Origin of the sequence: Cryobacterium soli, assembly GCF_003611035.1 — a bacterium.
Lineage (GTDB): Bacteria > Actinomycetota > Actinomycetes > Actinomycetales > Microbacteriaceae > Cryobacterium > Cryobacterium soli.
Map to the genome: position 1 here is coordinate 22,214 of NZ_CP030033.1, position 22,864 is coordinate 45,077.

At 68.7% G+C, this 22,864-nt stretch carries 18 protein-coding genes and 2 tRNA genes; 11 read left to right on the plus strand and 9 right to left on the minus strand.

The genetic code is table 11. The features are described from left to right. Positions 1 to 66: 66 nt before the first annotated feature. From DOE79_RS00155 to DOE79_RS00185, 7 genes are all read right to left on the minus strand, one after another. Positions 67 to 1,770 carry an FAD-binding dehydrogenase gene (locus tag DOE79_RS00155; RefSeq protein WP_120336786.1) on the minus strand — a complete coding sequence of 568 codons (1,704 nt, stop codon included), beginning with the start codon at positions 1,768 to 1,770 and terminating at the stop codon, positions 67 to 69. A 60-nt stretch (positions 1,771 to 1,830) separates the two neighbouring features. After that, positions 1,831 to 2,334 carry a globin gene (locus DOE79_RS00160; RefSeq protein WP_120336787.1) on the minus strand — a complete coding sequence of 168 codons (504 nt, stop codon included), beginning with the start codon at positions 2,332 to 2,334 and terminating at the stop codon, positions 1,831 to 1,833. Further along, on the minus strand, positions 2,327 to 3,745 hold the full coding sequence (locus DOE79_RS00165) for a mechanosensitive ion channel family protein (RefSeq protein WP_120336788.1): 1,419 nt from the start codon (positions 3,743 to 3,745) through the stop codon (positions 2,327 to 2,329). Before DOE79_RS00165 ends, DOE79_RS00160 begins: the two co-directional genes overlap by 8 nt. 136 nt (positions 3,746 to 3,881) lie before the next feature. Then, positions 3,882 to 6,425 carry an aminopeptidase N gene (pepN, locus tag DOE79_RS00170; RefSeq protein ID WP_120336789.1) on the minus strand — a complete coding sequence of 848 codons (2,544 nt, stop codon included), beginning with the start codon at positions 6,423 to 6,425 and terminating at the stop codon, positions 3,882 to 3,884. Positions 6,426 to 6,556: 131 nt separating this feature from the next. After that, on the minus strand, positions 6,557 to 7,294 hold the full coding sequence (locus tag DOE79_RS00175; RefSeq protein ID WP_245977041.1) for an exonuclease domain-containing protein: 738 nt from the start codon (positions 7,292 to 7,294) through the stop codon (positions 6,557 to 6,559). Between the two features lie 80 nt (positions 7,295 to 7,374). After that, positions 7,375 to 8,934, minus strand: a complete 1,560-nt coding sequence (locus DOE79_RS00180) for an SDR family NAD(P)-dependent oxidoreductase (protein WP_120336791.1) — start codon at positions 8,932 to 8,934, stop codon at positions 7,375 to 7,377. 142 nt (positions 8,935 to 9,076) lie between these two features. After that, a complete protein-coding gene (locus tag DOE79_RS00185) occupies positions 9,077 to 10,654 on the minus strand; it encodes an MFS transporter (protein WP_120336792.1) in 1,578 nt (525 codons plus the stop codon). 283 nt (positions 10,655 to 10,937) lie between these two features. On the opposite strand from DOE79_RS00185, the gene DOE79_RS00190 reads away from it, so the two are divergent. The 7 genes from DOE79_RS00190 (at position 10,938) to DOE79_RS00220 (ending at position 17,995) form a co-directional block, all read left to right on the plus strand. After that, the gene (locus tag DOE79_RS00190) at positions 10,938 to 11,564 is read left to right on the plus strand and encodes a mycothiol-dependent nitroreductase Rv2466c family protein (protein WP_120336793.1); all 627 of its coding nucleotides are present in this window, start codon (positions 10,938 to 10,940) and stop codon (positions 11,562 to 11,564) included. Positions 11,565 to 11,618: 54 nt separating this feature from the next. Beyond that, the gene (locus tag DOE79_RS00195; RefSeq protein WP_120336794.1) at positions 11,619 to 12,107 is read left to right on the plus strand and encodes a ribose-5-phosphate isomerase; all 489 of its coding nucleotides are present in this window, start codon (positions 11,619 to 11,621) and stop codon (positions 12,105 to 12,107) included. 67 nt (positions 12,108 to 12,174) lie between these two features. Then, positions 12,175 to 13,191 carry an Fpg/Nei family DNA glycosylase gene (locus DOE79_RS00200; RefSeq protein ID WP_120336795.1) on the plus strand — a complete coding sequence of 339 codons (1,017 nt, stop codon included), beginning with the start codon at positions 12,175 to 12,177 and terminating at the stop codon, positions 13,189 to 13,191. 48 nt (positions 13,192 to 13,239) lie between these two features. Then, entirely contained in the window at positions 13,240 to 13,959 is a 720-nt protein-coding gene (locus DOE79_RS00205; RefSeq protein WP_120336796.1) for an FMN-binding negative transcriptional regulator, read from the plus strand. Then, positions 13,956 to 15,455 (plus strand): amidohydrolase, encoded by a 1,500-nt coding sequence (locus DOE79_RS00210; protein WP_120336797.1) that lies wholly within the window; start codon positions 13,956 to 13,958, stop codon positions 15,453 to 15,455. Before DOE79_RS00205 ends, DOE79_RS00210 begins: the two co-directional genes overlap by 4 nt. Before the next feature lie 147 nt (positions 15,456 to 15,602). Beyond that, positions 15,603 to 17,252 (plus strand): sensor histidine kinase, encoded by a 1,650-nt coding sequence (locus tag DOE79_RS00215; RefSeq protein WP_245977042.1) that lies wholly within the window; start codon positions 15,603 to 15,605, stop codon positions 17,250 to 17,252. Positions 17,253 to 17,314: 62 nt separating this feature from the next. Then, entirely contained in the window at positions 17,315 to 17,995 is a 681-nt protein-coding gene (locus tag DOE79_RS00220; protein ID WP_066595970.1) for a response regulator transcription factor, read from the plus strand. A gap of 40 nt (positions 17,996 to 18,035) precedes the next feature. Here DOE79_RS00220 and DOE79_RS00225 read toward each other — a convergent pair whose 3' ends face one another. Next, entirely contained in the window at positions 18,036 to 18,752 is a 717-nt protein-coding gene (locus DOE79_RS00225; protein WP_120336798.1) for a hypothetical protein, read from the minus strand. A 193-nt stretch (positions 18,753 to 18,945) separates the two neighbouring features. On the opposite strand from DOE79_RS00225, the gene DOE79_RS00230 reads away from it, so the two are divergent. Continuing rightward, complete coding sequence (locus DOE79_RS00230) at positions 18,946 to 19,932, plus strand: L-lactate dehydrogenase (protein WP_120336799.1); 987 nt, start codon at positions 18,946 to 18,948, stop codon at positions 19,930 to 19,932. 3 nt (positions 19,933 to 19,935) lie between these two features. Beyond that, positions 19,936 to 20,889, plus strand: a complete 954-nt coding sequence (locus DOE79_RS00235) for an oxidoreductase (RefSeq protein WP_120336800.1) — start codon at positions 19,936 to 19,938, stop codon at positions 20,887 to 20,889. A 110-nt stretch (positions 20,890 to 20,999) separates the two neighbouring features. On the opposite strand, the gene DOE79_RS00240 is transcribed toward DOE79_RS00235, so the two are convergent. Next, positions 21,000 to 21,073, minus strand: a tRNA-Gly gene (locus tag DOE79_RS00240). A 218-nt stretch (positions 21,074 to 21,291) separates the two neighbouring features. Between DOE79_RS00240 and DOE79_RS00245 the strand changes: the two genes are divergently transcribed. Together DOE79_RS00245 and tig are read left to right on the plus strand one after the other, a co-directional pair. Then, positions 21,292 to 21,368, plus strand: a tRNA-Pro gene (locus tag DOE79_RS00245). Positions 21,369 to 21,421: 53 nt separating this feature from the next. After that, entirely contained in the window at positions 21,422 to 22,810 is a 1,389-nt protein-coding gene (gene tig / locus DOE79_RS00250) for a trigger factor (protein ID WP_120336801.1), read from the plus strand. The last annotated feature ends 54 nt before the right edge of the window (positions 22,811 to 22,864 follow it).

The window sequence follows — 22,864 nt, forward strand, 5'->3', positions numbered from 1 at the left end:
ACTTAATCCTCGGAAATCGGCGACTTGATGGGCAAGGCTCACAGCCCGCGGGAGGAGTAGCGGGGCTCAGAGGGCTGCGGCGACCGCGCGGCCGGCCGTGCGGCCGGAGAAGAGGCAGCCACCGAGGAAAGTTCCCTCGAGAGAACGGTAGCCGTGCACACCGCCGCCGCCGAAACCGGAAGCCTCACCCGCGGCATAGAGGCCGGGCACGGGGTGTCCGTCCGCCGACAGCGCCCGGGCCGAGAGGTCTGTCTCGATGCCGCCGAGGCTCTTGCGGGTGAGCAGGTGCAGTTTCACGGCGATCAGCGGGCCGTTCGAACGATCGAGCAGCTTGTGCGGGCTCGCCACCCGGATGAGGCGGTCGCCGCGGTAGTGCCGCGCCTGCCGGATCGCATTGATCTGGGCGTCCTTGCCGAAGTCGTTGTCGAGGGCCCGGTCGCGGGCCAGCACTTCGCGTTCCACCCGGGCCGCGTCGATGCGCACCTCGGGGGAGCGCTTCTGCATGCCGGCGATCAGCTCGTGCAGGGTGTCGGCCACGACGAAGTCCTCACCCTTGCTCTTGAACGCCTCGACGGGCCCGGGTGCGCCTGGTGCGACCCGTTTGGCGAGCAGCCGGAGGTCCTTGCCGGTGAGGTCCGGATTCTGCTCGCTGCCGGAGAGCGCGAATTCCTTCTCGATGATCTTCTGGGTGAGGATGAACCAGCTGTGCTGGTGCCCGGTCGTCATGAGGTGTTCAAGGGTGCCGAGGGTGTCAAAACCGGGGAACAGGGGAGCGGGCAGGCGTTTTCCCGTCGCGTCGAGCCACAGCGATGACGGGCCGGGCAGGATGCGGATGCCGTGCCGCGCCCAGACGGGGTCCCAGTTGACGATGCCCTCCGTGTAGTGCCACATGCGGTCGCCGTTGATGAGCCGGGCGCCGGCGGTCTCGCTGATCGCGAGCATCCGCCCGTCGACGTGGGCCGGTACCCCGGAGAGCAGGTCGGTGGGGGCAGTGCCGAGCCGGGCCGGCCACTGGGCTCGCACCAGGTCGTGGTTGCCGCCGATGCCGCCGCTCGTGACGATGACCGCCGACGCCCGCAGCTCGAATTCGCCGATCACGTCGCGGTTGCTGGCTTCTCCGCGCGCCGCGGTGCTGGGGGCGAGAAGGCTGCCGCGCACGCCGACGACGATTCCGGTGCCGCCTGCGTCAGCGCCGTCGACCAGGAGTTCGTCGACCTGGTGCCGGTGCAGGGCGGTGACCAGGCCTGCGCGCACACCGTCACGCACCCGGGCGATGAACGGCTCGAGGATCGCCGGACCGGTGCCCCAGACGATGTGGAACCGGGGCACGGAGTTGCCGTGTTGCAGGGCCGTGTAGCCGCCGCGCTCGGCCCAGCCGACGACGGGGAAGAACGAGACGCCGCGTTCGCGCAGCCAGGCCCGCTTCTCGCCGGCCGCGAAGTTGAGGTAGGCCTCGGCCCAGCGGGTGGGCCAGTAGTCCTCGGTGCGGTCGAACCCGGCGCTGGCGAACCAGTCCTGCCGGGCGAGCTCGAGGGAGTCTTTCACCCCCATTCGGCGCTGCTCGGGCGAATCCACCAGGAACAGGCCGCCGAACGACCACCAGGCCTGGCCGCCGAGGGAGGCGGCGGGTTCCTGGTCGACGAGCAGTACCCGCTTGCCGGCATCCACGAGTTCGGCGGTGGCGACCAGGCCCGCAAGGCCGGCCCCCACGACGATGACGTCGGCGGAAGTGGGATTCTGCGCGGGCAGGCCGGGGCGAGAGGGGCTCATTGTGACTCCGTTGTCAGTGAGGGGCCGCGGGTGAGCCGCGGTAGGGGTGTGGCTCGTACCTTAGTCGTCGAAGGTGTTGACCATAGCGTGCGCCGCGCGCTCCAGGTAGTCCCAGAGCGTCGCGCGCTGCAGCGGCGGCAGGTCGCAGGAGTCGACGGCGGTTTTCATATGCAGCAACCAGCGGTCCCTGGCATCCGGATTGACCTTGAACGGCTGGTGTCGCTGCCGAAGCCTGGGGTGGCCGCGCTGTTCGCTGTACGTTCCGGGGCCGCCCCAATACTGCTCCAGGAAACCGGTGAGCCGTTCGGCGGCCGGTCCGAGGTCCTCCTCCGGATACATGGGCTTGAGCACCGGGTCGCCGGCCACACCGCGGTAGAACTCGGTGACGAGCTTCTCGAAGAACGGCCGCCCGCCGACCTCCCGGTAGAACGACGGGCCGAGCGATGCACCGTTCTCACCTGCGCGCAGGTGAACGCCGGAGGGCCCGGTGGCCGGGATCAGCACCGGCCCCTGGTCGGCGGCGGCGGCGGCGCCGGCCGGTTCGGTGGGTCGCGGGTCAGTCATCGGGGTCTCCATCGCGTGTTGTGGGCTGGTCGGGGCGCGCCTGGTCGGGCTTGTCGATCGGCCGGGTGCGGGGTTTGGCCTGCTTTGCGGCCGGCTTCGTGGTCGCGGCGGGATCCGGTGCGGTGGGCAGTTCGGCGGTCGGGTCGGTGGGGGCGTCCGAGAACGCGGGGGAGCCGTCCTGAATCGGCAGGTGCACGGTGCGGGGTGCCCGCGGTGCCTGATTGCGGGCGATGGACGGGATGCGGGTGGGACGGACGGTCGCGCCCGGCACAGCCGGGGACTGCGTGCTCGTGTCGCCGGCGGGCGAGGGCGGGGCAGGCGGCGCTGCGGGTGCCTTTGTGGCGCGCGGAGCGGCCGGGCGTTCCGCGGCCGGGGCCGCAACGGTCGCGTTCGCTGCCCCGAGGGCCTCGGCGGCCTTCTGCGCCCGGGTCTTGCGAGTCTTCTTCGCCGGTGGTGCGATCACCGGCAGCGGGGTGGTGCGCGGAGGGCGCGCGCCCTGCACGCTCGCGGCACCCTCGAAGCCCGTGAGCACGATGCTGGAGAGCGACGGCAGCTGCACGCCCATGGCGTCGAGCGCCTTCTTGAGTCGCAGCCGCAGCTCCCGGGCCACATCGTCCTTGGCTGTCGTGCGGGTCTTGATCACGATGCGGATGACAATTGCCTCATCCGAGATGGACTCGAGTCCCCACACTTCGGGCTTCTCGATCACGCGGGAGCGCCACTTCGAGCTCGTGGCCATCTCCACGGCCACGCGGAGCATCTCGGCCTGCACGGCGTCGACGTCGGTGTTGTAGGGCACGGCGAGGTCGATGATCACACGGGCCCAACCGTGTGACATATTGCCGACCCGAAGGATCTCGCCGTTACGGACGAACCAGAGGGTGCCGTTGACGTCACGCACCTGGGTGATGCGAATTCCCACGGCCTCGACCACGCCGGTCGCGGGGCCGAGATCGACGACGTCGCCCACCCCGAGCTGGTCCTCCATCACCATGAAGAGGCCGTTGAGAACGTCTTTGACAATGTTCTGGGCGCCAAAACCGAGGCCGGCACCGAGGGCAGCTGTGAGAAGAGCAAAGGACGTGAGGATATTCTCATCAATCACCGTGACGATGAGCAGAATCGCGATGACCGCGACCAGCACGTTGACGATGTTGGTGAGGACGGAACCGAGGGTACGAGTGCGCTGCACCGTGCGCACCGCAGCGACGGGAGAGACGTTGAGGGACTGAGTGTCTTCGACGTTCTGAGTCCTCTTGACTCCGGAAACTATCTGCGTCACCACCCGGCGGATGGCGACGAGCATCACCCAGCGTGCGAGGAAGGCGAACAGGACGATGAAAGCAATCCTGATGATCTTCCATTCTTCGAGGATCGTGTTGGCAGTCGTCCAGAATGAGTCCCATGTCATAGCCAGCCAAGTCTATCGAGCGGCGACTCCGGCGTTCCTGAAGGCCAGGGCACGCTGGTCAGGGCACACCGGTCGAGCTTGTCGAGACCCGGTGCAGGATCTCGACAAGCTCGATCAACGACCGGCGTCGGGAGTATTACTCCTTGTCGCGCGCCTGAACGCGCAGGGAGCGCTCCACGCCGGCGAGATTCTCCACCACGAGACGGCGCAGGGCGGCCGGCTCCGGGTTGGCGTCGAGCCAGGCGCGGGTCGCATCCACCAGTGCCTGGTTCGACAGCGGCGACGGGTACAGGCCCGTGATGAGCTTCTCCGCGATGGAGTAGCTCCGCTCGGCCCAGACCGTCTGCAGAACGTCGAAGTACTGGGCGACGAACGGCTCGAGCAGGCTCGTGTCGTGAGCGCGCAGGAACCCGGCGGCGGTGACCCGCACGATGGTGTTCGGGGCGGTGTCGACGTCGATGAGCGAGGACCAGGCGGCCTGCTTCGCGTCGAGCGTGGGGATCGCGGCACGGGCATTCGCGGCCGACTGGGCGCCGGTGGCGGTGTTGTCCGCGGCCAGGGCGGCGGCGATCTCCGTCTCCCCGGCTTCTCCGCCGGCCACCAGGGCAGCGAGCAGCTCCCAGCTCAGGTCGGTGTCGATGGTGAGGCCGGGCAGGGCGAAGGAACCCGTGCGAAGGCCCGCGATCGCGGCCAGCTGGGCCGGCGTCTCGGCGACGGAGGCGAAGAACTTGACGAACTGGAACTGCGCGTCGCTGCCGGCCTCCGCGCCCTGGGCCAGGGTCCAGAGCGTGTCGCCGACGGCGGTGACGGTGGCGTCCCGGTGCTCGGGGGCCACGTAGTACTGCGCGGCGAGCGACACCTGACCGAGCACGGTGCGCAGCGTCGTCGACTCGGTTTCGGTGGCGATGTTGCCGAGCACCAGACGCACGAAGTCGCGCGGAGAGGTCTCAGCGTCGCGGGTCGCGTCCCAGACCGAACCCCAGACCAGCGAGCGGGCCAGGGGGCTTTCGATCGCGGCGAGGTGTTCGAGGGCCACGGCGTGCGAGGCCGGGTCGAGCCGGACCTTGGCGTAGGCGAGGTCGTCGTCGTTGAGCAGGATGAGGTCGGCGCGGCTGCGGCCGACGAGCTCCGGGACATCCGTCTGCACGCCGTCGACGTCGAGCTCGACGCGGTGGGTGCGGACAAGCGCGCCGTCCACGAGGTCGTAGAAGCCGATCGCCAGGCGGTGCGGGCGGATGGTGGGGTAGTCCTCGGTGGCGGTCTGCAGCACGGCGAACGCGGTGATCACGCCGGCCTCGTCGACCTCCATCTGCGGGCGCAGCGTGTTGACGCCGGCGGTCTCGAGCCACAGGGCGGCCCAGTCGGTCAGGTCCCGCCCGCTGGCGGCCTCGAGTTCCACGAGCAGGTCGCGCAGCTCGGTGTTGCCCCAGGCGTGCTTCTTGAAGTACGAGGCCACGCCGGTGAAGAACGCGTCGATGCCCACCCAGGCGACGAGCTGCTTGAGCACCGATCCGCCCTTGGCGTAGGTGATGCCGTCGAAGTTGACCTGCACGTCTTCGAGGTCGGTGATCGTGGCCACGACGGGGTGCGTCGAGGGCAGCTGGTCCTGGCGGTACGCCCAGCTCTTCTCCATGGCGGCGAACGTGGTCCACGCCTCGGTCCACTCGGTGGCCTCGGCGGTGGCGATCGTCGACGCCCACTCGGCGAACGACTCGTTCAGCCACAGGTCGTTCCACCACTTCATGGTGACCAGGTCGCCGAACCACATGTGGGCCAGCTCGTGCAGGATCGTGACGACGCGGCGTTCCTTGATGGCGTCGGTGACCTTGGAGCGGAAGACGTAGGTCTCGGTGAAGGTGACCGCGCCGGCGTTCTCCATGGCGCCGGCGTTGAACTCCGGCACGAACATCTGGTCGTACTTGTCGAACGGGTACGGGAAGTCGAACTTCTCCTCGTAGTACGCGAAGCCCTGGCGGGTCTTCTCGAAGATGTAGTCGGCATCCAGGTACTCGAAGAGGCTCTTGCGGCTGAACAGGCCCAGCGGGATGACCCGGCCGTCGCTGGAGGTGAGCTCGCTGCGCACGACGGCGTAGGGGCCGGCGACGAGCGCGGTGATGTAGCTGGAGATGGTGTGGGTGGGCTCGAACGCCCAGGTCTTGTTGCCGTTGCCGGCATCCGTGGGCTCGGGGGTGGCCGAGTTGGAGATGACTTCCCAGGCGCCGGGGGCGGTGACCGTGAAGGTGAACGTGGCCTTGAGATCGGGCTGTTCGAACACGGCGAACACTCGGCGGGAGTCGGGCACCTCGAACTGGCTGTAGAGGTACACCTCGTTGTCGACGGGGTCGACGAAGCGGTGCAGGCCCTCGCCGGTGTTCGTGTACGCGGCATCCGCGACGACGGTGAGCACGTTCTCGGCCGCAAGTCCGTCGAGCTGAATCCGGATGCCGTCGCTGACGACGGCCGGGTCGAGCTCGGCACCGTTGAGGGTGACGCTGTGCACGCTTTCGGTGATCGCGTCGATGAAGGTCGAGCTGCCGGCCACGGCGCTGAAGGCGACGGTGGTGGTGCTGGCGAAGGTCGTCGGACCCGTCGTCAGGTCAAGGGTGACGTCGTAGCTGGTCACGCTGACGAGCGCCTTGCGCTCCTGGGCTTCGGTCCTGGTGAGGTTTTCTCCGGGCAACGGTATTCTCCATCTTCGTTTCGCGGCGCTTCTGGCGCTGTCGCGTAGAGAATAAGCCTAGCCATGATCCGATCGGCCGACCTGACGCAGCGTCGCGACCCGGCGGTCTACCGTGACGATCGGCCGTGACGTCAGATGGCGGGAACCGGAGCCCGGTCGGCGCCGGCGCGGATCGGCCAGGCACCGTCGATGATGATGAGGTCGTCACCCTTGGACTTGCGGAGGTACGACTGGAAGCTCTCTGCCTGCTCGAGCGCCCAGCCGACCTGGCGGGTGTGCAGGGCATGCAGGTCGGTCTCGTCGGTCTTGGCCAACAGCGCCCAGGCGACACGGCCTGTGGCCACGGCATCCGCTTCGGCGTCGTGCGCGCCCTCGAGCAGCACCCCATAAAACTCGGCGGTCACCACGAGGGTGCGCTTGCCCTTGCGGTACCGGTCGATGGCCTTGTCGATGACGTAGGGGTCGATGACCGGGCCGAAGTCCTCGATCGGTTCGAGGCCGTAGCGACGGGCCTCGGCGTTCAGCATGGACAGGTCGAAGCTGGCGTTGTACGCCACGATCGGGCGGCCCCCGGCGATGCTGCGACGCAGCACCGTGAGCATCTCGGCGATGGCCGTTGCCGGGTCGACCCCGTCGCGCTGGGCGACCTCGTCGGTGATGCCGTGAATGGCGGAGGCTGAATCGGGGATGGGGATGCCGGGGTTGAGCAGCCAGTTGTACGAGCCGTTGACGGTTCCGTCGCGCATGACACGGCCGATGAAGCACGTGACGATGCGGTCCTCGTCGGTGTTGACGCCGGTCGTCTCCAGGTCGAAGACACAGAGCGAGGGGATCTCGGCGATCATGGTGGGCCCGATTGATGTCTGCACCCTCCAGACACTAGCGGCGCCCTCCGACACAGCGCGTCAGGCGCCCGGGAGTGCCGTGCATCCGCGAAGGAAGGAGAGGGCTACCAGGTGCCGGGCTTGTAGTCCTTGAGGAAGACACCGTGGATGTCTTCGCCGGCCTCGCCGCGCACGATGGGGTCGTAGACACGGGCGGCGCCGTCAACCAGGTCGAGCGGGGCGTGGAAGCCCTCCTCGGCCAAGCGGATCTTGGTGGGGTGCGGACGCTCGTCGGTGATCCACCCGGTATCGACGCTTGTCATCAGGATGCCGTCGGAGAGCATCTCCTTGGCGCTCGTGCGGGTGAGCATGTTCAACGCGGCCTTGGCCATGTTGGTGTGCGGGTGGCCGGGGCCCTTGTAGCCGCGCCCGAAGACGCCCTCCATGGCCGACACGTTGACGATGTAGGTGCGGCGGGCAGCGGATGCCGCCATCGAGGCGCGCAGACGGCTCACCAGCAGGAACGGGGCGGTCGTGTTGCACAGCTGCACCTCGAGCATCTCGAGCGGGTCCACGTCTTCGACGTTGGCCGTCCAGCTGTTCTCCTCGTGCAGGTCGGGCACCAGTCCGCCGGCGTCGATCGCGGTGCCGGCGGCCAGGCGCGCCAGCGAAGAGGAGCCGGGCGCGAGTGCCAGCGCGGTGAGGTCATCGGCGGTGAGCGCGGCGCCGGTCGCGGCGGCGGCCAGGATCGGGTGGCTGGCCACGGAAGCCGCCAGCGCGGTGGGGTGGGCGTCGTTGGTGTGCCCGAACGAGACGATCTCGGGCAGGACGCCGTCGGGCAACGGCGACGACTCGGCCTCTACCAGCGGGGAGTACGAGCCGGGGGAGCGGCGCACGGTCTGGGCGGCGTTGTTGATCAGGATGTCCAGGGGACCGGCTGCGGCCACGGAGTCGGCCAGGCCGATCACCTGGGCCGGGTCACGGAGGTCGATGCCCACCACACGCAGGCGGTGCAGCCAGTCCGTGGAGTCCGGCATCGCGCTGAACCGGCGCACGGCGTCACGCGGGAAGCGGGTGGTGATGGTCGTGTGTGCGCCGTCGCGCAGCAGCCGCAGCGCGATGTACATGCCGATCTTGGCGCGGCCGCCGGTGAGGAGCGCCCGCTTGCCGGTGAGGTCGGTGCGCGCGTCACGCTTGCTGTGGCTCATCAGGGCGCAGCTCGGGCAGAGCTGGTGGTAGAACGCGTCGACGAGGGTGTACTTCTGCTTGCAGATGTAGCAGGCCCGCGGCACGAGAAGCTCGCCGGCGCTGGGGCGGTCGGTGCCCAGGCGCAGCTGGGCGCCGATGGTCTCGTCGTCGATGCGGGTGGGAGCGCCCGTTGCGGTGGCGGCGATGACCTCACGGTCGGCGTCCGCGATCAGCTGGCGCTTCTCGTGGCGGCGCACGGTCTTGACCGATTTGAACATCTTCGCGGTGGCCTGGCGCACGGTGACGAAGTCGGGGTCTTCCGGGTCGATCGTGGCCAGCGACGCGAGCACGCGCAGCGCGACCTCGAGGTCCTTCGGGTCGATCGCCGGGCTGGCGGATGCGGCGGCCTGGCCTGGTCCGGTCTGAGGAGCGGATCCGGCCTCGGCTGGGGCGGCGGTCTCAGCGGGTGCGCTCTGCGGGTGTTGCTCGGTGGTCATCAGAGAATTCTACGACGGCGCATCCGCCGGTGGTTTCAGAAACAGGACACACGTGGGTCGAGCCCGTCGAGACCCCGCGACACGCCTTGCGGCGCGGGGGTCTCGACAGGCTCGACCAATGGTGCGGCTCGGTGCCGGAAGGTTAGACCTTGGCCGGTTCCGCGTCGGGGTCGGCGGTCTTGAGCGCGCTCAGGTCCATCGACGAGGTCGGCGGCTCATACGTGGCGTCGAACGGCATCTCGTCGGTGTCGAGCAGCGGGTTGTCGTCCTGTCCGGCGACGAGTTCGCGAGCCTCCTCAACCGATTCCACGCTCGGCATGGAGCCGGGCAGGGGGCGGTTGGCGGATTCCTTGAGCCAGAAGATGCTGATCGCACCGATGAACGACGTGGCCATCAGGTAGTAGGCCGGCATCATGTCGTTGCCGGTGCCCGCGATGAGCGCCGCGATGATGAACGGCGTGGTGCCACCGAAGATGGCGACGGCGAAGTTGTACGCGATGCCCATGGCGCCGTAGCGGCTGGCGGTGGGGAACAGTGCCGGCAGCGCCGAGGCGAGATTGGCGACGTAGAAGGTCACCGGGAACGCGATCAGGGCCAGGCCCAGCAGTGTGGTGAAGATGGTGCCGACGCCGATGAGCATGAACGCGGGGATCGACAGCACGACGGCGCTGATCGAACCGATCCAGAGCACCGGGCGTCGGCCGATCTTGTCGGAGAGCCGGCCGGTGAGCGGGATGCAGCAGGCCATGATCACGAGGATCGGGATGGTCAGCAGAGTGCCGTGCAGCTCGTCGTACCCCATGGTGCTGGTGAGGTAGGTGGGCATGTACGAGGTGAGCGCGTAGCCGACGGTGTTCGCCGCGGCGACCAGGATCATGGCGAGCAGGATGCCGCGCCAGTAGTTCTTGAAGATCGCGAGCGGTCCCTTGGGGATGCTGTCGTCCTCGATGAAGTTCGGGTCCTTGGAGTTGACCTCCTGGGCGTCCAGGCTGGCCTGGAACGCGGGGGACTCCTCGATCTTCATACGGAAGTAGATCGCGATCAGGCCCAGCGGACCGGCGATGAGGAACGGCAGGCGCCAGCCCCATTCCTCCATGGCGGCCTGGCCGAGGGTGACCTGCAGGATCGACACGAGCGCGGCACCCATGGCGAAGCCCAGGTAGCTGCCCATGTCGAGGAAGCTGGCCAGGAAGCCACGGTTCTTGTCCGGGGCGTGCTCGCTGACGAAGGTCGTGGCGCCGGCGTACTCGCCACCGGTGGAGAAGCCCTGTACGAGCTTGGTCAGCACCAGCAGGGCCGCGGCCCAGATGCCGATCTGCGCGTAGCCCGGCAGGATGCCGACCACGAAGGTCGAGGCAGCCATGATCATCAGGGTCATGGCGAGCACCTTCTGGCGGCCGATCTTGTCGCCGAGCCAGCCGAAGAAGACCCCGCCGAGCGGGCGGGCGATGAAGGTGGCGGCGAAGGTGCCGAGAAGGAACAGGGTCTGCACGGTCGGGTCTGCCTCGGGGAGGAAGACCGGGCCCATGGTGGTGATGAGGTAGCCGAAGACTCCGACGTCGTACCATTCCATGGTGTTCCCGACGATGGTTCCGCCGAGAGCCTTCTTCAACATGGGGCGATCGACGACGTTGACGTCGGACACTTTGAGCCGTCGTCGAAGCAGGGGCTTCTTAATCTTCTTCGCGGCGCGTTCAGCGCCGTTTATAGCGTTAGACATGAGTCACTTTCTGACAGTAGAGATGCCTCTTGTGGAGGTCATGACATGACTCTTGCGCAGACATGACGAGCCTCGAGTGGAGGTCGTGAGATGCCTCAGATGGAGGTCATGTGCCCCGGATGCGGAGCCGCCCCTCAGTGGGCATAAGACTCAATTTTAGCGCAATTTGCCGCGGAATCAGGCATTTTGGTTTCGATAGCGGGTCTGGACAGGGCTTTAGCCCGGTTTCGGGATGCCCCGTTCGGGGGAATTCCGGGACCTTCGACTCGCTTAGGCTGGGCTGATGAGCGACTCTGTGACCTTCTGGTTCGACCCCTCCTGCCCCTGGGCCTGGATGACCTCCCGCTGGGTCGACGAGGTGGCTCGTCTGCGCGGGTTCGAGGTGAGCTGGAAGGTCATGAGCCTGGCCGTGCTCAACGAGAACAATGACGTCAGCGACGAGTACCGCGCCTTCTTCCCCCGGGCCCTCAAATACACCCGCTTGGTGCAGGCCGCCGAGGAACTGCACGGCCAGGAAACTGTGAAGGCCCTGTACGACGCCCTGGGCACCCGCATCCACCACGAAGCGAATTCGGATGCCGACTCCGTGATCCCCGCGGCCCTCGCCGAGGTGGGCCTGCCGGCCGACTTCGCCCGGTACGCCGAGAGCGACGAGTTCGACGTGCAGATGCGCGCGAGCCACTTCGACGGCATCAACCGGGTGGGCCAGGATGTGGGCACCCCGGTGATCGCCGTGAACGACGTGGCATTCTTCGGCCCGGTCATCTCCCCGGCGCCGATGGGCGACGCCGCCCTGGCTCTGTGGGACGGCGTCGTGGCCGTGGCCGCCTACGACGGTTTCTTCGAGATCAAGCGCAGCCGCACCCGCGAGCCGATCTTCGCCCCCGCGGCCGCGGTCGCTGCAGAGTAGGGCCGGCGCAGAAGGCGGAGCGACGCCCGGGCTCGACAAAATAGACTGCTCAGCATGCGCATCCACATCGCCACCGACCACGCCGGACTCGACTTCAGCAAGCACCTGATCAGCCACCTGGGCGACGCCGGCCACGAGGTCGTCGACCACGGACCGACGAGCTACGAACCACTCGACGACTACCCGGCGTTCTGCATCAGCGCCGCAGCTGCCGTGGTGGCCGACCAGGCCGCGGGCGTCGACGCCCTCGGTGTGGTGTTCGGCGGGTCGGGCAACGGCGAGCAGATCGCGGCGAACAAGGTGCGCGGCGCGCGCGCCGCCCTGGTCTGGAACCAGGCGACGGCCGTGCTGGCCCGCGAGCACAACAACGCCAACCTGATCGCGATCGGCGCCCGCCAGCACCCCATCGACGATGTCATCGCCTTCATCGACACCTTCGTGGCCACGCCGTTCCCCGGCGAGGAGCGCCACCAGCGCCGGATCGACCAGCTGGCCGAGTACGAGCTCACCGGCAGCATCGCCGGCACCGTGCTCGACCGCTGACAGCCGAGCAGGTAGGCGACACGCCGCACACACGCAGAGCCACCGATCCATAACGAGGAGCGTCGCCGTGCCAGAGGGACATTCGGTCCACCGCATCACCCGTCAGTTCGCGCGTAACTTCGTGGGCCGCCGGGTCTCGCTATCGAGCCCGCAGGGCCGGTTCGCCGCCGGGGCTGCGCAGCTGGACGGCCATGTCATGACGGATGCCAGGGCGGTGGGCAAACAGATGTTCCTGGAGTTCGACAACGGCCTGTGGCTGCGCGTGCACCTGGGCATGTACGGTGCCTGGGACTTCGCGGGCGACATCATCATGGACGCCACCATCGCCTCGAGCAACGGCCGGATGGGGCAGACCAACCAGCGCGGCACCGATCTCGGCGCCGGGGCGGGCCCTGACCAGACCGCCGGCCCGGTGCTGGACTCCGCCGGCGAGAACTCGCTGCACAGCATCGGCGCGCCCCGGCGCACACGCGTGCGCATGGCCGAGCAGGAACGTGAGATCGACCAGCTCGAGACCTTCCCGCCCGAACCGGTCGGGCAGGTGCGGGTGCGCCTGCTCACCGACACGGTGTCGGCGGACCTGCGCGGGCCCACCGCGTGCGAGGTGCTCGACCCGGCCCAGGTGGATGCGGTGATGAACCGGCTCGGCCCCGACCCCCAGCTGGACGACACTCCCGAAGCCGAGCAGCGGTTCGTGGACACCGTGCGCAAGAAGCCCACCCGGATCGGCCTGCTCCTGATGGACCAGTCCGTCGTCAGCGGCATCGGGAACGTCTACCGGGCCGAGCTGCTGTTCCGGGCCAAGATCAACCCGCACGCGCCCGGCAAGTCCCTCAGCGAGGAGAGCCTGCGCGCCCTCTGGCGGGACTGGGCGCATCTGCTGGCCATCGGCGTGGCCACCGGGCAGATGATGACCATGGACGACCTCGACGGTGACGCCTATGTGCTCGCGATGAAGAACCGGGCCGACCGGCACTGGGTCTACAAGCGCGAGGGGCTGCCCTGCCGGGTCTGCGGCACCCACATCACCCTCGAGGAGATGGGCGCCCGCAAGCTCTACTACTGTCCCTCCTGCCAGGCCTGACCTGCCGCATCCGCCGCCGACCCCACACCGCATCCCAGGAGCCAGCCCGTGAGAACCAATCCCAGCTTCGCCCTCGACCAGGTCGACGAGGTGCGGCACCTGATCGAGGAGCACCCGTGGGTCACCCTGGTCAGCCACACCGACGGCGGCGAGCTCGTGGCGTCGCACTATCCGGTGATCCTCGACCCGACCGCGGCCGCCGACGAGATCGTGCTACTCAGCCACGTAGGCCGTCCGGACGAGCAACTGCACGAACTCGGCGCACATGAGCTGCTCGTGATCGTGCAGGGCCCGCACGGCTACATCTCCCCGGGCTGGTACGACGCCCGGCCGGCCGTTCCCACCTGGAATTTCGTCAGCGCGCACCTGCACGGCACCCCGGAGATCCTCTCGGACGCCGAGAACCTCGGTGTGCTTGCCGCCCTGGTCGACCACTTCGAAGACCGCATGCCAGAGCCGCGCCGCATGAACGGCACCGTCGAGAACGCCGACTACGCCGCGCGCATCGTCTCCGGCACGGTCGGGTTCCGCCTGCGGGTCACCCGGTTCACGGCCAAGGAGAAGATGAGCCAGAACAAGCCGGCCGAGACGCTCGAGCGCATCATCACCGAACTCGACGGCGACGGCCCGTTCGCCAGCCCGGCCCTGGCCGCCCGGATGCGCCGCGCCCGCGACCGGGCGACGGCCGAGCAGCGTTTGCCGGAGCAGGGTTCACCGGAGCCGCGGTTCCCGGAGCAGCGCGCATCCGACACCCGGTCCGCCGAATGAGCCTGATCCTCCGCAACGGCCGGCTGCCGGGCAGTGACGACCTTGTCGACGTGCGCATAGACAACGGTCTCATCACCTCGATCGGCTATCTTGCGCACGCCGACGCCGACGCCGACGCCGCCGCTGCGATCCGCACCGTCGACCTCGCCGAACGGTGGATCATCCCGGGGCTCTGGGACAACCACGTGCACTTCAGCCAGTGGGCGCAGACCTCGAGGCGGCTGGACGTGTCCGAGGCGACCAGCGCCGCCGACGCCGCCCGGTTGGTGGCCGACCGGCTCGCGGCCCTGGCGACCCTCCCGACGGCAGGCGATCAGGACCGGCTCGTCGGCTTCGGCTTCCGGGACGGCCTCTGGCCGGATACACCCACCAGCTCCCTGCTCGACGCGGCGTCCGGCCCCGTGCCGGTGGTCCTGGTCAGCGGCGACCTGCACAGCTGCTGGCTGAACTCGGCCGCTCTGGCCGTATACGGCTTCATCGGCCACCAAACCGGTCTGTTGCGTGAGGACGACGCCTTCGCGGTGGAGCGCGCCATCGACAACGTGCCCGATGCCGACCTCGACGCCTGGGCGGAGGAAGCAGCCCGGGCCGCGGCCGCTCGCGGCGTGGTGGGCATCGTCGACCTGGAGATGACCTGGAACCTCGATGTGTGGCGGCGCCGGATGGCCGCGGGGCACGACCAGCTGCGTGTGGACTTCGGCCTGTACACCCACCATCTCGACGACGCGATCGAGCAGGGTCTCATCAGCGGCCAGGTGATCGAGGGTACCGGGGGACTCCTCACGGTTGGCCCCTACAAGGTGATCACCGACGGCTCCCTGAACACCCGCACCGCCTACTGCTTCGACGCGTACCCGGGGCTCACCGGTGAGCACGACCGCGGCATGCTGACGGTGCCTGCCGATGAGCTCAGGACGCAGATGCGCCGGGCCCACGCCGCGGGCATCCGCCCTGCCGTGCACGCCATCGGCGACAGTGCCAACAGCCTCGCGCTCGACGCCTTCGAGGCCGTCGGCTGCACGGGCAGCATCGAACACGCCCAACTCCTCACCGAGGCCGATGTGGCCCGGTTCGCCCGGTTGGGCGTGACCGCGAGCGTGCAGCCGGAGCATGCCCTCGACGACCGCGACGTGGCCGACCGGTACTGGGCCGGACGCACCGATCGCGCCTTCAGGCTCGCCGACCTGCTGGCCGCGGGCGTCACCCTGGCGCTCGGCTCCGATGCGCCCGTCGCGCCGCTCGATCCGTGGTTGGCCATCGCCGCCGCCGTCGGACGCACCCGCGGCGACCGCGCCGCGTGGCACCCCGACCAGGCGATCTCACGGCAGGCCGCGCTGGCGGCATCCGCCCGGGGTCGGCACGCCATCGCCGTCGGGCAGCCGGCCGACCTCGCGATCTGCGGGATCGACCCGTTCGTCGCCTCGATCGCAGATCTCCGCCGGATGCCCGTGGCTGCGACCCTGCTCGGCGGCCGGTTCACCCACGACACGCTGTAGGTCACGCCCGGACGAATCCGGTGCGCTGGTCGAGCCTGTCGAGACCCCGTGACGTGCGTGTGTGTCGTGCCTGCGGGGGATAACCCCCAGCCCGATCCGGCGGCTGGGGGGATGGGCGACGTCTGCGCCGCCGGGCACGCTGGAACCATGACGAACGACACGCTCAACTCCGCGGACAGCCCAGCCGGTTCCGGCCCCGGTGACACCCCCGACATCATCACCGACAGCACCACTGACAGCACCACCGACAGCACCACCGACAGCACCACTGACAGCACCACCGACAGCACGACCGATCGCAACACAGAAAGCCTGAACTCTGCCACGCTGGGCTTCGTGCAGCCCGCCAGCGATCCGTCTACCACTCCGACCGGCGCTCCGTCCGGCATGTCGTCCGGCAACCCGGCGGGCAACAACGCCGGCAGAGCGCCCGCAGACGCTGACACTCTGTCGACCGCTGGACGCGGGTACCTCGGCCTGTGGTCGAAAACACCGCGGGAGCTGGGCTTCCTGCTGCCGACCCTGCCCGTGGTCGTCGTCGCCTTCTCGGTCCTCGTGACCCTCTTCTCCACCGGCCTGAGCCTGGTTGCCCTCTTCGTGGGCCTGTTCATCGTCGTGGCCGCCCTGTACGCCGCGCGCGGCTTCGGGGTCGTCGAACTCACCCGGCTGCGCTGGGCGGGCCGCCCCGCCATCACCGCCCCGCAGTGGACCCCGCGGGGCGAGCCGGCCACGCCGCTACGAGCCATCCTCGGCCCGCTGGTGTCGGGGCACTACTGGCTCTACCTGCTGCACGGCATGGTCGTGAACTTCATCGTCGGCGTCGTGTCCTGGTCGCTCACCATTGTCTGGGTGTCCGGCGCGCTCGGCGGGCTCACCTACTGGCTCTGGAGCTGGTCGTTGCCGGCCGACACCGACTCCGTGGGGCTCTACGGCCTGTGGACCGGAGCCTACGGTCCGGGCAGCACGCAGAACCTGGCCGCCGACAACATCGTGAACGCCGCACTGGGCCTCGCCTTCCTGCTCACCCTCCCGTTCGTCACCCGGGCGTTGGTCATGATGCACCAGGGCATCGCCGTCGTGATGCTGGGCGCGTGGTCGTCCGAGGCTCTTCAGCGCGAGGTCGCCGACCTCAGTGCCTCGCGCGGTGCCGCGGTCTCGGCCGAGGACCAGTCGCTCCGCCGGCTCGAGCGCGACATCCACGACGGCCCGCAGCAGCGCCTGGTGCGCCTGCAGATGGACCTCGCCAGCGCCGAACGCCGTCTCGACGATGACCCCGAGGCCGCCCGGCGTCTGCTGGTGGAGGCCAGGGATCAGGCCAGGGACACGCTCGAGGAGTTGCGGGCGCTGTCCCGCGGGCTCGTGCCGCCGATCCTGCAGGACCGCGGACTGATCGTCGCCCTGGAGTCCCTCGCGGCCCGCAGCACGGTCCCCGTGCAGCTGGAACTCCTGGTGGACCGGGACCTGCGGCTGCCCTCCGAGATCGAACGCAACGCATACTTCATCGCCGCTGAGCTGCTCACCAATGTGGCCAAGCATGCCGGGGCCACGACCGCCCGGCTGCACCTCGAGCTGCGCCGGGTGCCGGAGGACGACTCGACCTGGCTGGACCTCTGGGTGATCGACAACGGTCACGGCGGCGCGGTGCTGCAGGGCGGCCACGGCCTGGCGGGTCTCGACGAGCGCCTGCGCGGCCTGCGCGGGGTGCTGTCGGTGCGGAGCCCCGCCGGCGGGCCCACCGCGGTCGGCGCGCACATCCCCTTGGTCAGCGAACTGCGCGGTTCGATTGTGAGTCCGTGACGGCGCTCAGGACCGCCGTCCATCCCGAGGTCTCACGCCTCCGGGACCCGTATCCTGAGGGCATGAGCTCCCTCCAGCACCCGCACCAGGCCCCGTCCCCACGACTGCGCCTGGTGCTGGCCGAGGACTCGGTCCTGCTGCGCGAGGGGCTGGTGCGCCTGTTCGCCGAGGCCGGCTTCGACACCGTCGCCGCGTACGGTGATGCCGACACGCTGCTGGCCGAGGTGGACCGGCTGAGGCCCGACCTGGCCGTGCTCGATGTGCGGATGCCCCCGACCTTCCGCGACGAGGGCGTGCGGGCGGCGATCGAATTGCGCAGGCGGCAGCCGGGCATCGGCATCCTGCTGCTCAGCCAGTACGTCGAGGGCACCTATGTGCAGGAGCTGCTCGCCTCGGGCGAGGGCGGACTGGGCTACCTGCTCAAGGACCGGGTGGCCTCTCTCGACGAGTTGCAGGATGCCGTCTCCCGGGTTAGCGCAGGCGGCACGGTGCTCGATCCGCAGGTGGTTCGGGAGTTGCTCGCCCGGCGCAGCAACCCGCTGGCCGCTCTCACTCCCCGGGAACGGGACGTGCTGGGGCTGATGGCGGAGGGCCGCACCAATGTCGGCATCGCTGAACGCTTGGTGATCGGGGTCGGCGCGGTGGAGAAGAACGTCACCGCGATCTTCCAGAAGCTCGGGCTGGACGACACGGGCTCCGACCACCGCCGGGTGCTGGCGGTGCTGGCCTTCCTCCAGGCCTGACCCGGCACCCCTCCCGGCTATTGCGCTGTATCGCGCCCACTCAGTGTGGGGGAGACGGGAACAGGGGCGTGTAGCGGCGCCAGAAGTCGTAGTACCGGCCAGCCCCCACCGCGATCGAGCCGGCAAGGAAGCCCAGCCCGCCGAGGACCGAGACGGCCAGCACGAACCCGAGGGACCAGCCCAGCCCCAGGGCGATACCGGCCAGGAGCAAGCCGAGCAGGGTGGCATTCACTGTGAAGATGAACACCATGCTGCTGCCCAGGACCTGGCTGAGGCTCCGTGGTCGGGCGCCGAGAAAGTAGTAGGTGGTCTGCGACCCGGGCCGGTCGTCGAAAGGGGACGTCATCAGATAGGGCGCCACCCCCGGGTCCAGGTCCACGTAGGCCGCGCGCAACCGGTTCATCGCCAGCACATAGGCAAGGTCTTCCATGCTCACATTGGTCACCCGCACTTGGGTGAGGATGCCCACCACCAGGATGATGCCCAGCACCGTGAGCGCGAAGCCGGGGAAGCCCGCCTCGAAGTCGGTGGCCTGCCCGGCCAGCGCCAGGCTCACCAACCCCGCTGAGACCAGGGTGAGAAATATGCTGATGCGGGTGAGTACCTCGCCTTGCGTCGTGCTGCGGGACGCCAAGAGGCTCCAGTGCTCGGTGGCGAGCAGTTGGGCGCGCACCGCCGGGGGAACCCCGGAACTCGGGGCCCCGGAGCTCGGCGGCTCGGGTGTCGGCGCTCTCGACGCCGGTTCCTCGTCGGGCATGCAGCCATAGTGCCCCGCATCCGTCCCGCCGCACAGTGTCAGTCCGCACAGCGTGCGTGCGCGCAGTGTCGTTCCGCACAGTGGCGTTCCGCGCAGCGTCATTCCGCGCAGTGTCCGTGCGCACAGAGTTGTTTCGCACAGTGTCGTTCCGCACAGTGTCAGGGGCCGCTCGGGGATGGAGGACACTAGGACCATGAGTGTGATTGAGAACTCCAAACTGGCCATCGTCGGTGCCGGTGCCGTTGGCACCTCGCTGGCCTACGCCGCCCTGATCCGCGAATCGGCCCGCGAGGTGGCCCTGTACGACATCAACTCCACCAAGGTCGCCGCCGAGGTGCTCGACCTCGCGCACGGCACCCAATTCACCGGCGCGTCCCGGGTCACCGGCGGCGACGACCTCGATGTGGTCAGCGATGCCAACGTCGTGGTGATCACTGCCGGCGCCCGCCAGCACCCCGGCCAGTCGCGGCTGGAGATGGCCGGCGTGAATGTGGAGATCCTCCGCGACCTGATGCCCAAGCTCGTCGAGCGGGCCCCGGACGCCATCTTCGTGCTCGTCACGAACCCCGTCGACGTGCTCGCTGTGGCCGCCCAGCAGTTCAGCGGCCTGCCGCCGGCCCGGGTATTCGGCTCCGGCACGGTGCTTGACTCGTCCCGGCTGCGCTGGATGCTCTCCGAGCGTGTCGGCGTGGCGATCTCCAATGTGCACGCCCTCATCGTCGGCGAACACGGTGACTCCGAGTTCCCGCTCTGGTCGCAGGCCCGGATCGGCCCGATCTCCCTGGCCGACTGGATGCTGACCCGGAGCACAGGCGGCTCCGGCTCGTCGTCAGGGTCGGTGCCGTTCACCGAGGCCGAGTTCGAGTCGATCGCCGAGGACGTGAAGAACGCCGCCTACCGGGTGATCGAGGGCAAGGGAGCGACCAACTACGCCATCGGCCTGTCCGGTGCCCGCATCGTCGAGGCGGTTCTGCGCGACGAGGGCGCGATCCTGCCGGTCAGTTCGGTGCTCACCGACTATCGCGGCGTGAGCGGGGTGGCGCTCTCGGTTCCGAGCGTCATCGACGCCAGCGGGATCGCCCGCGTCATCGATGTGCCCTTCTCGCCCAAGGAGCAGGCCTTGTTCGAACACTCGGCAGCAACACTGCGCGCGTCCCTCGACACCCTCGGATTGGCCTGACCCATGGAACCCAAGCTCGGCTACGGCTGGACGGAAGACAAGATCGGCGACCTCACCGGTGTCACCGCGATCGTGACAGGCGCCAACTCCGGTCTCGGCTTCGTGACCGCTGCGCAGCTCGCCGCGCACGGCGCATCAGTGACGCTGGCCGTGCGCGACGCCGCCAGGGGAGAGGCCGCCGTCGAACGGATGCGCGACCGTCTGCCCGACGCCGACCTGGCGGTGGGTGTGCTCGACCTGGCCAGCCTCGACTCGATCGCGGCGTTCGCCGGCCGGTTCGCGGACAGCACCGGACGGCTGGACCTGCTGGTCAACAACGCCGGGGTGATGAACCTGCCCCAGCGGCAGACCGCTGACGGTTTCGAGATGCAGTTCGGCACCAACCACCTCGGCCACTTCGCGCTCACCGGGCGGCTTCTGCCGCTGCTCACGACGAGCCCGGATGCGCGCGTGGTCACGCTGTCCTCCACCGTGCACCGCATCGGAAAGATGAACTTCGACGACCTGATGGGCGCGAAGCGCTACCGGGCGTGGCCGGCGTACGGGCAGAGCAAGCTCGCGAACCTGCTGTTCACGAGCGAGTTGCAGCGACGGGCGACGGCCGCGAAAGCACCGCTGCGGGCCATGGCGGCGCACCCGGGATTCGCGCTCACGAACCTGCAGAGCACGGGACCGGCCATGCGCGGAGCCAAGACCACGACACGGCGGGCCCGGTTCATGGCCGCGCTCACCCGTGAACTCGCCCAGCCGGCGGTGTGGGGCGCCCTGCCGACGCTGTACGCGGCAACGGTGCCCGGCCTGGCCGGCAACTCGTTCGTGGGTCCGGAGGGGTTCGGGCAGCAGCATGGGCATCCGGTGCCGGTGACCCGCTCCAAGCGCGCCCAGAACACCGAGGACGCCCGGAGGCTCTGGACCGTAAGCGAACGCCTGACCGGCGTCACCTACGCCTTCGCCTGAGGCAACGAGCGTGTCACACTCCGAAACTGTTGCCGGTCCGGACATCTGCGCCCGGTACGCCGGACGCAGATGTCCGGATGGGGAACAGTAGCCGTGTGGGCGGCGCGATCTGGAGGGGATGACGGGAATCGAACCCGCGCCATCAGTTTGGAAAACTGAGGCTCTACCATTGAGCTACATCCCCATGTGCAACGTGTAGCGGCACTCGAATATCGTAGTACAGGTTTCGGCGAACGTTTTCCCGCAGGCCCCCAGCCGCACCGAAATCGGCCCGGGAACGGGCCTTGAATGTGTTCAGGGACACCCCGGGCTTCGGGTCGTGCACTAGACTGACGGAGGTCAATCCGCCTGTCGTGTGAGTCTGCGCGCCAAGCTGGTGGCCCCAACGGGTGAGATGACATCCGGGGCGTAGCTCAGCTTGGTAGAGCGCTCGGTTTGGGACCGAGAGGTCGCAGGTTCGAATCCTGTCGCCCCGACCATCACCCCCCTGAACATCTGACGAACATAACTGTCGAACACAGGAGATTTAAACGTGAAGTCCACGGTCGAAAAGCTGAGCCCCACACGCGCCAAGGTCACCATCTCGGTGACCCCTGAGGAGCTGAAGCCCAGCATCACCCACGCCTACGGGCACATTGCCGAGGACATCAACATCCCCGGCTTCCGCAAGGGCAAGGTTCCGCCGCCCATCATCGACCAGCGTGTCGGTAAGTCCGCCGTGCTGGAGCACGCCGTCAACGAGAGCCTGGACGGTTTCTACCGCAAGGCCGTCGACGAGCACAAGCTGCGCCCGCTCGGCCGCCCCGAGGCCGACATCGTCGAATGGCCCAGCGACAAGGACTTCTCCGGCGACCTGCTGCTGGCCATCGAGGTCGACGTGCGCCCCGAGATCGACCTGCCCGCCTACGAGGGCCTCAAGCTCACCGTGGACGCGGTGGACATCTCCGATGACGAGGTCACCGAGGAACTCAACACCCTGCGCAGCCGCTTCGGCACGCTGATCACTGTCGACCGCCCCGCCACCACCGGTGACTTCGCGCAGATCGACCTCGTCGCATCCGTCAACGGTGTCGAGGTCGACAACGCCAGCGGCATCTCCTACGAGGTCGGCTCCGGCGACCTCATCGAGGGCATCGACGAAGCGCTCGAGTCCCTCACCGCCGGTGAGACCACCACCTTCGCGTCGAAGCTGCTCGGCGGCGACCACGAGGGCGAGACCGCTGAGATCACCGTGACCGTCATCGCCGTCAAGGAGCGCGAGCTTCCCACCGCCGACGACGACTTCGCTCAGATCGCCAGCGAGTTCGACACCATCGCCGAGCTCACCGAGAGCCTCAAGGCTCAGGTCGGCCGCTCCAAGGTCTTCGGCCAGGGCAACCAGGCCCGCGAGCTGCTCATCGAGCAGCTGCTCTCGTCCGTCGAGGTCCCCATCCCCGAAGCGATCATCGCCGACGAGGTGCACCGTCACCTCGAGGGCGAGAACCGCCTCGAAGACGAGACCCACCGCGCCGAGGTCACCGAAGCCAGCGAGAAGACCTTCCGCCAGCAGATCCTCCTCGACACCATCGCCGAGGCCGAGAAGGTCAAGGTCAGCCAGGACGAGCTCACCCAGTACCTGATCCAGGGTGCCTCGCAGTACGGCATGGACCCGAGCGAATTCGTTCAGGCCCTGTCCGGCAACGGCCAGATCCCCTCCATGGTCGCCGAGGTCGCCCGCAACAAGGCCCTCGCCATCGCCCTGGGCAAGGCCGAGGTCACCGACTCCAACGGTGCCGTCGTCGACCTGTCCGAGTTCACGGCCGTCGTCGACGACGAGCCGGCAGCGGATGAGACCACCGACGAGGCAGCTTCTGACGAAGCCGTCGAGGAGGCACCGGCCGCCGAGGCGAAGCCCAAGAAGAAGGCTGCAGCCAAGAAGTAGTATCCCGCCCTCCGGGCGAAGAACGGGTCGGTTGTCCACGGACAGCCGGCCCGT

Excerpts from the sequence above, each read along its gene's own strand:
- DOE79_RS00220 (WP_066595970.1), top strand. The coding sequence starts at position 17,315 with ATGAGCTCCCTCCAGCACCCGCACCAGGCCCCGTCCCCACGACTGCGC.
- DOE79_RS00185 (WP_120336792.1), bottom strand. The coding sequence starts at position 10,654 with ATGTCTAACGCTATAAACGGCGCTGAACGCGCCGCGAAGAAGATTAAG.
- DOE79_RS00215 (WP_245977042.1), top strand. The coding sequence starts at position 15,603 with ATGACGAACGACACGCTCAACTCCGCGGACAGCCCAGCCGGTTCCGGC.
- DOE79_RS00230 (WP_120336799.1), top strand. The coding sequence starts at position 18,946 with ATGAGTGTGATTGAGAACTCCAAACTGGCCATCGTCGGTGCCGGTGCC.
- DOE79_RS00190 (WP_120336793.1), top strand. The coding sequence starts at position 10,938 with ATGAGCGACTCTGTGACCTTCTGGTTCGACCCCTCCTGCCCCTGGGCC.
- DOE79_RS00210 (WP_120336797.1), top strand. The coding sequence starts at position 13,956 with ATGAGCCTGATCCTCCGCAACGGCCGGCTGCCGGGCAGTGACGACCTT.
- DOE79_RS00195 (WP_120336794.1), top strand. The coding sequence starts at position 11,619 with ATGCGCATCCACATCGCCACCGACCACGCCGGACTCGACTTCAGCAAG.
- DOE79_RS00225 (WP_120336798.1), bottom strand. The coding sequence starts at position 18,752 with ATGCCCGACGAGGAACCGGCGTCGAGAGCGCCGACACCCGAGCCGCCG.
- DOE79_RS00165 (WP_120336788.1), bottom strand. The coding sequence starts at position 3,745 with ATGACATGGGACTCATTCTGGACGACTGCCAACACGATCCTCGAAGAA.
- DOE79_RS00180 (WP_120336791.1), bottom strand. The coding sequence starts at position 8,934 with ATGACCACCGAGCAACACCCGCAGAGCGCACCCGCTGAGACCGCCGCC.
- DOE79_RS00235 (WP_120336800.1), top strand. The coding sequence starts at position 19,936 with ATGGAACCCAAGCTCGGCTACGGCTGGACGGAAGACAAGATCGGCGAC.
- DOE79_RS00155 (WP_120336786.1), bottom strand. The coding sequence starts at position 1,770 with ATGAGCCCCTCTCGCCCCGGCCTGCCCGCGCAGAATCCCACTTCCGCC.
- DOE79_RS00160 (WP_120336787.1), bottom strand. The coding sequence starts at position 2,334 with ATGACTGACCCGCGACCCACCGAACCGGCCGGCGCCGCCGCCGCCGCC.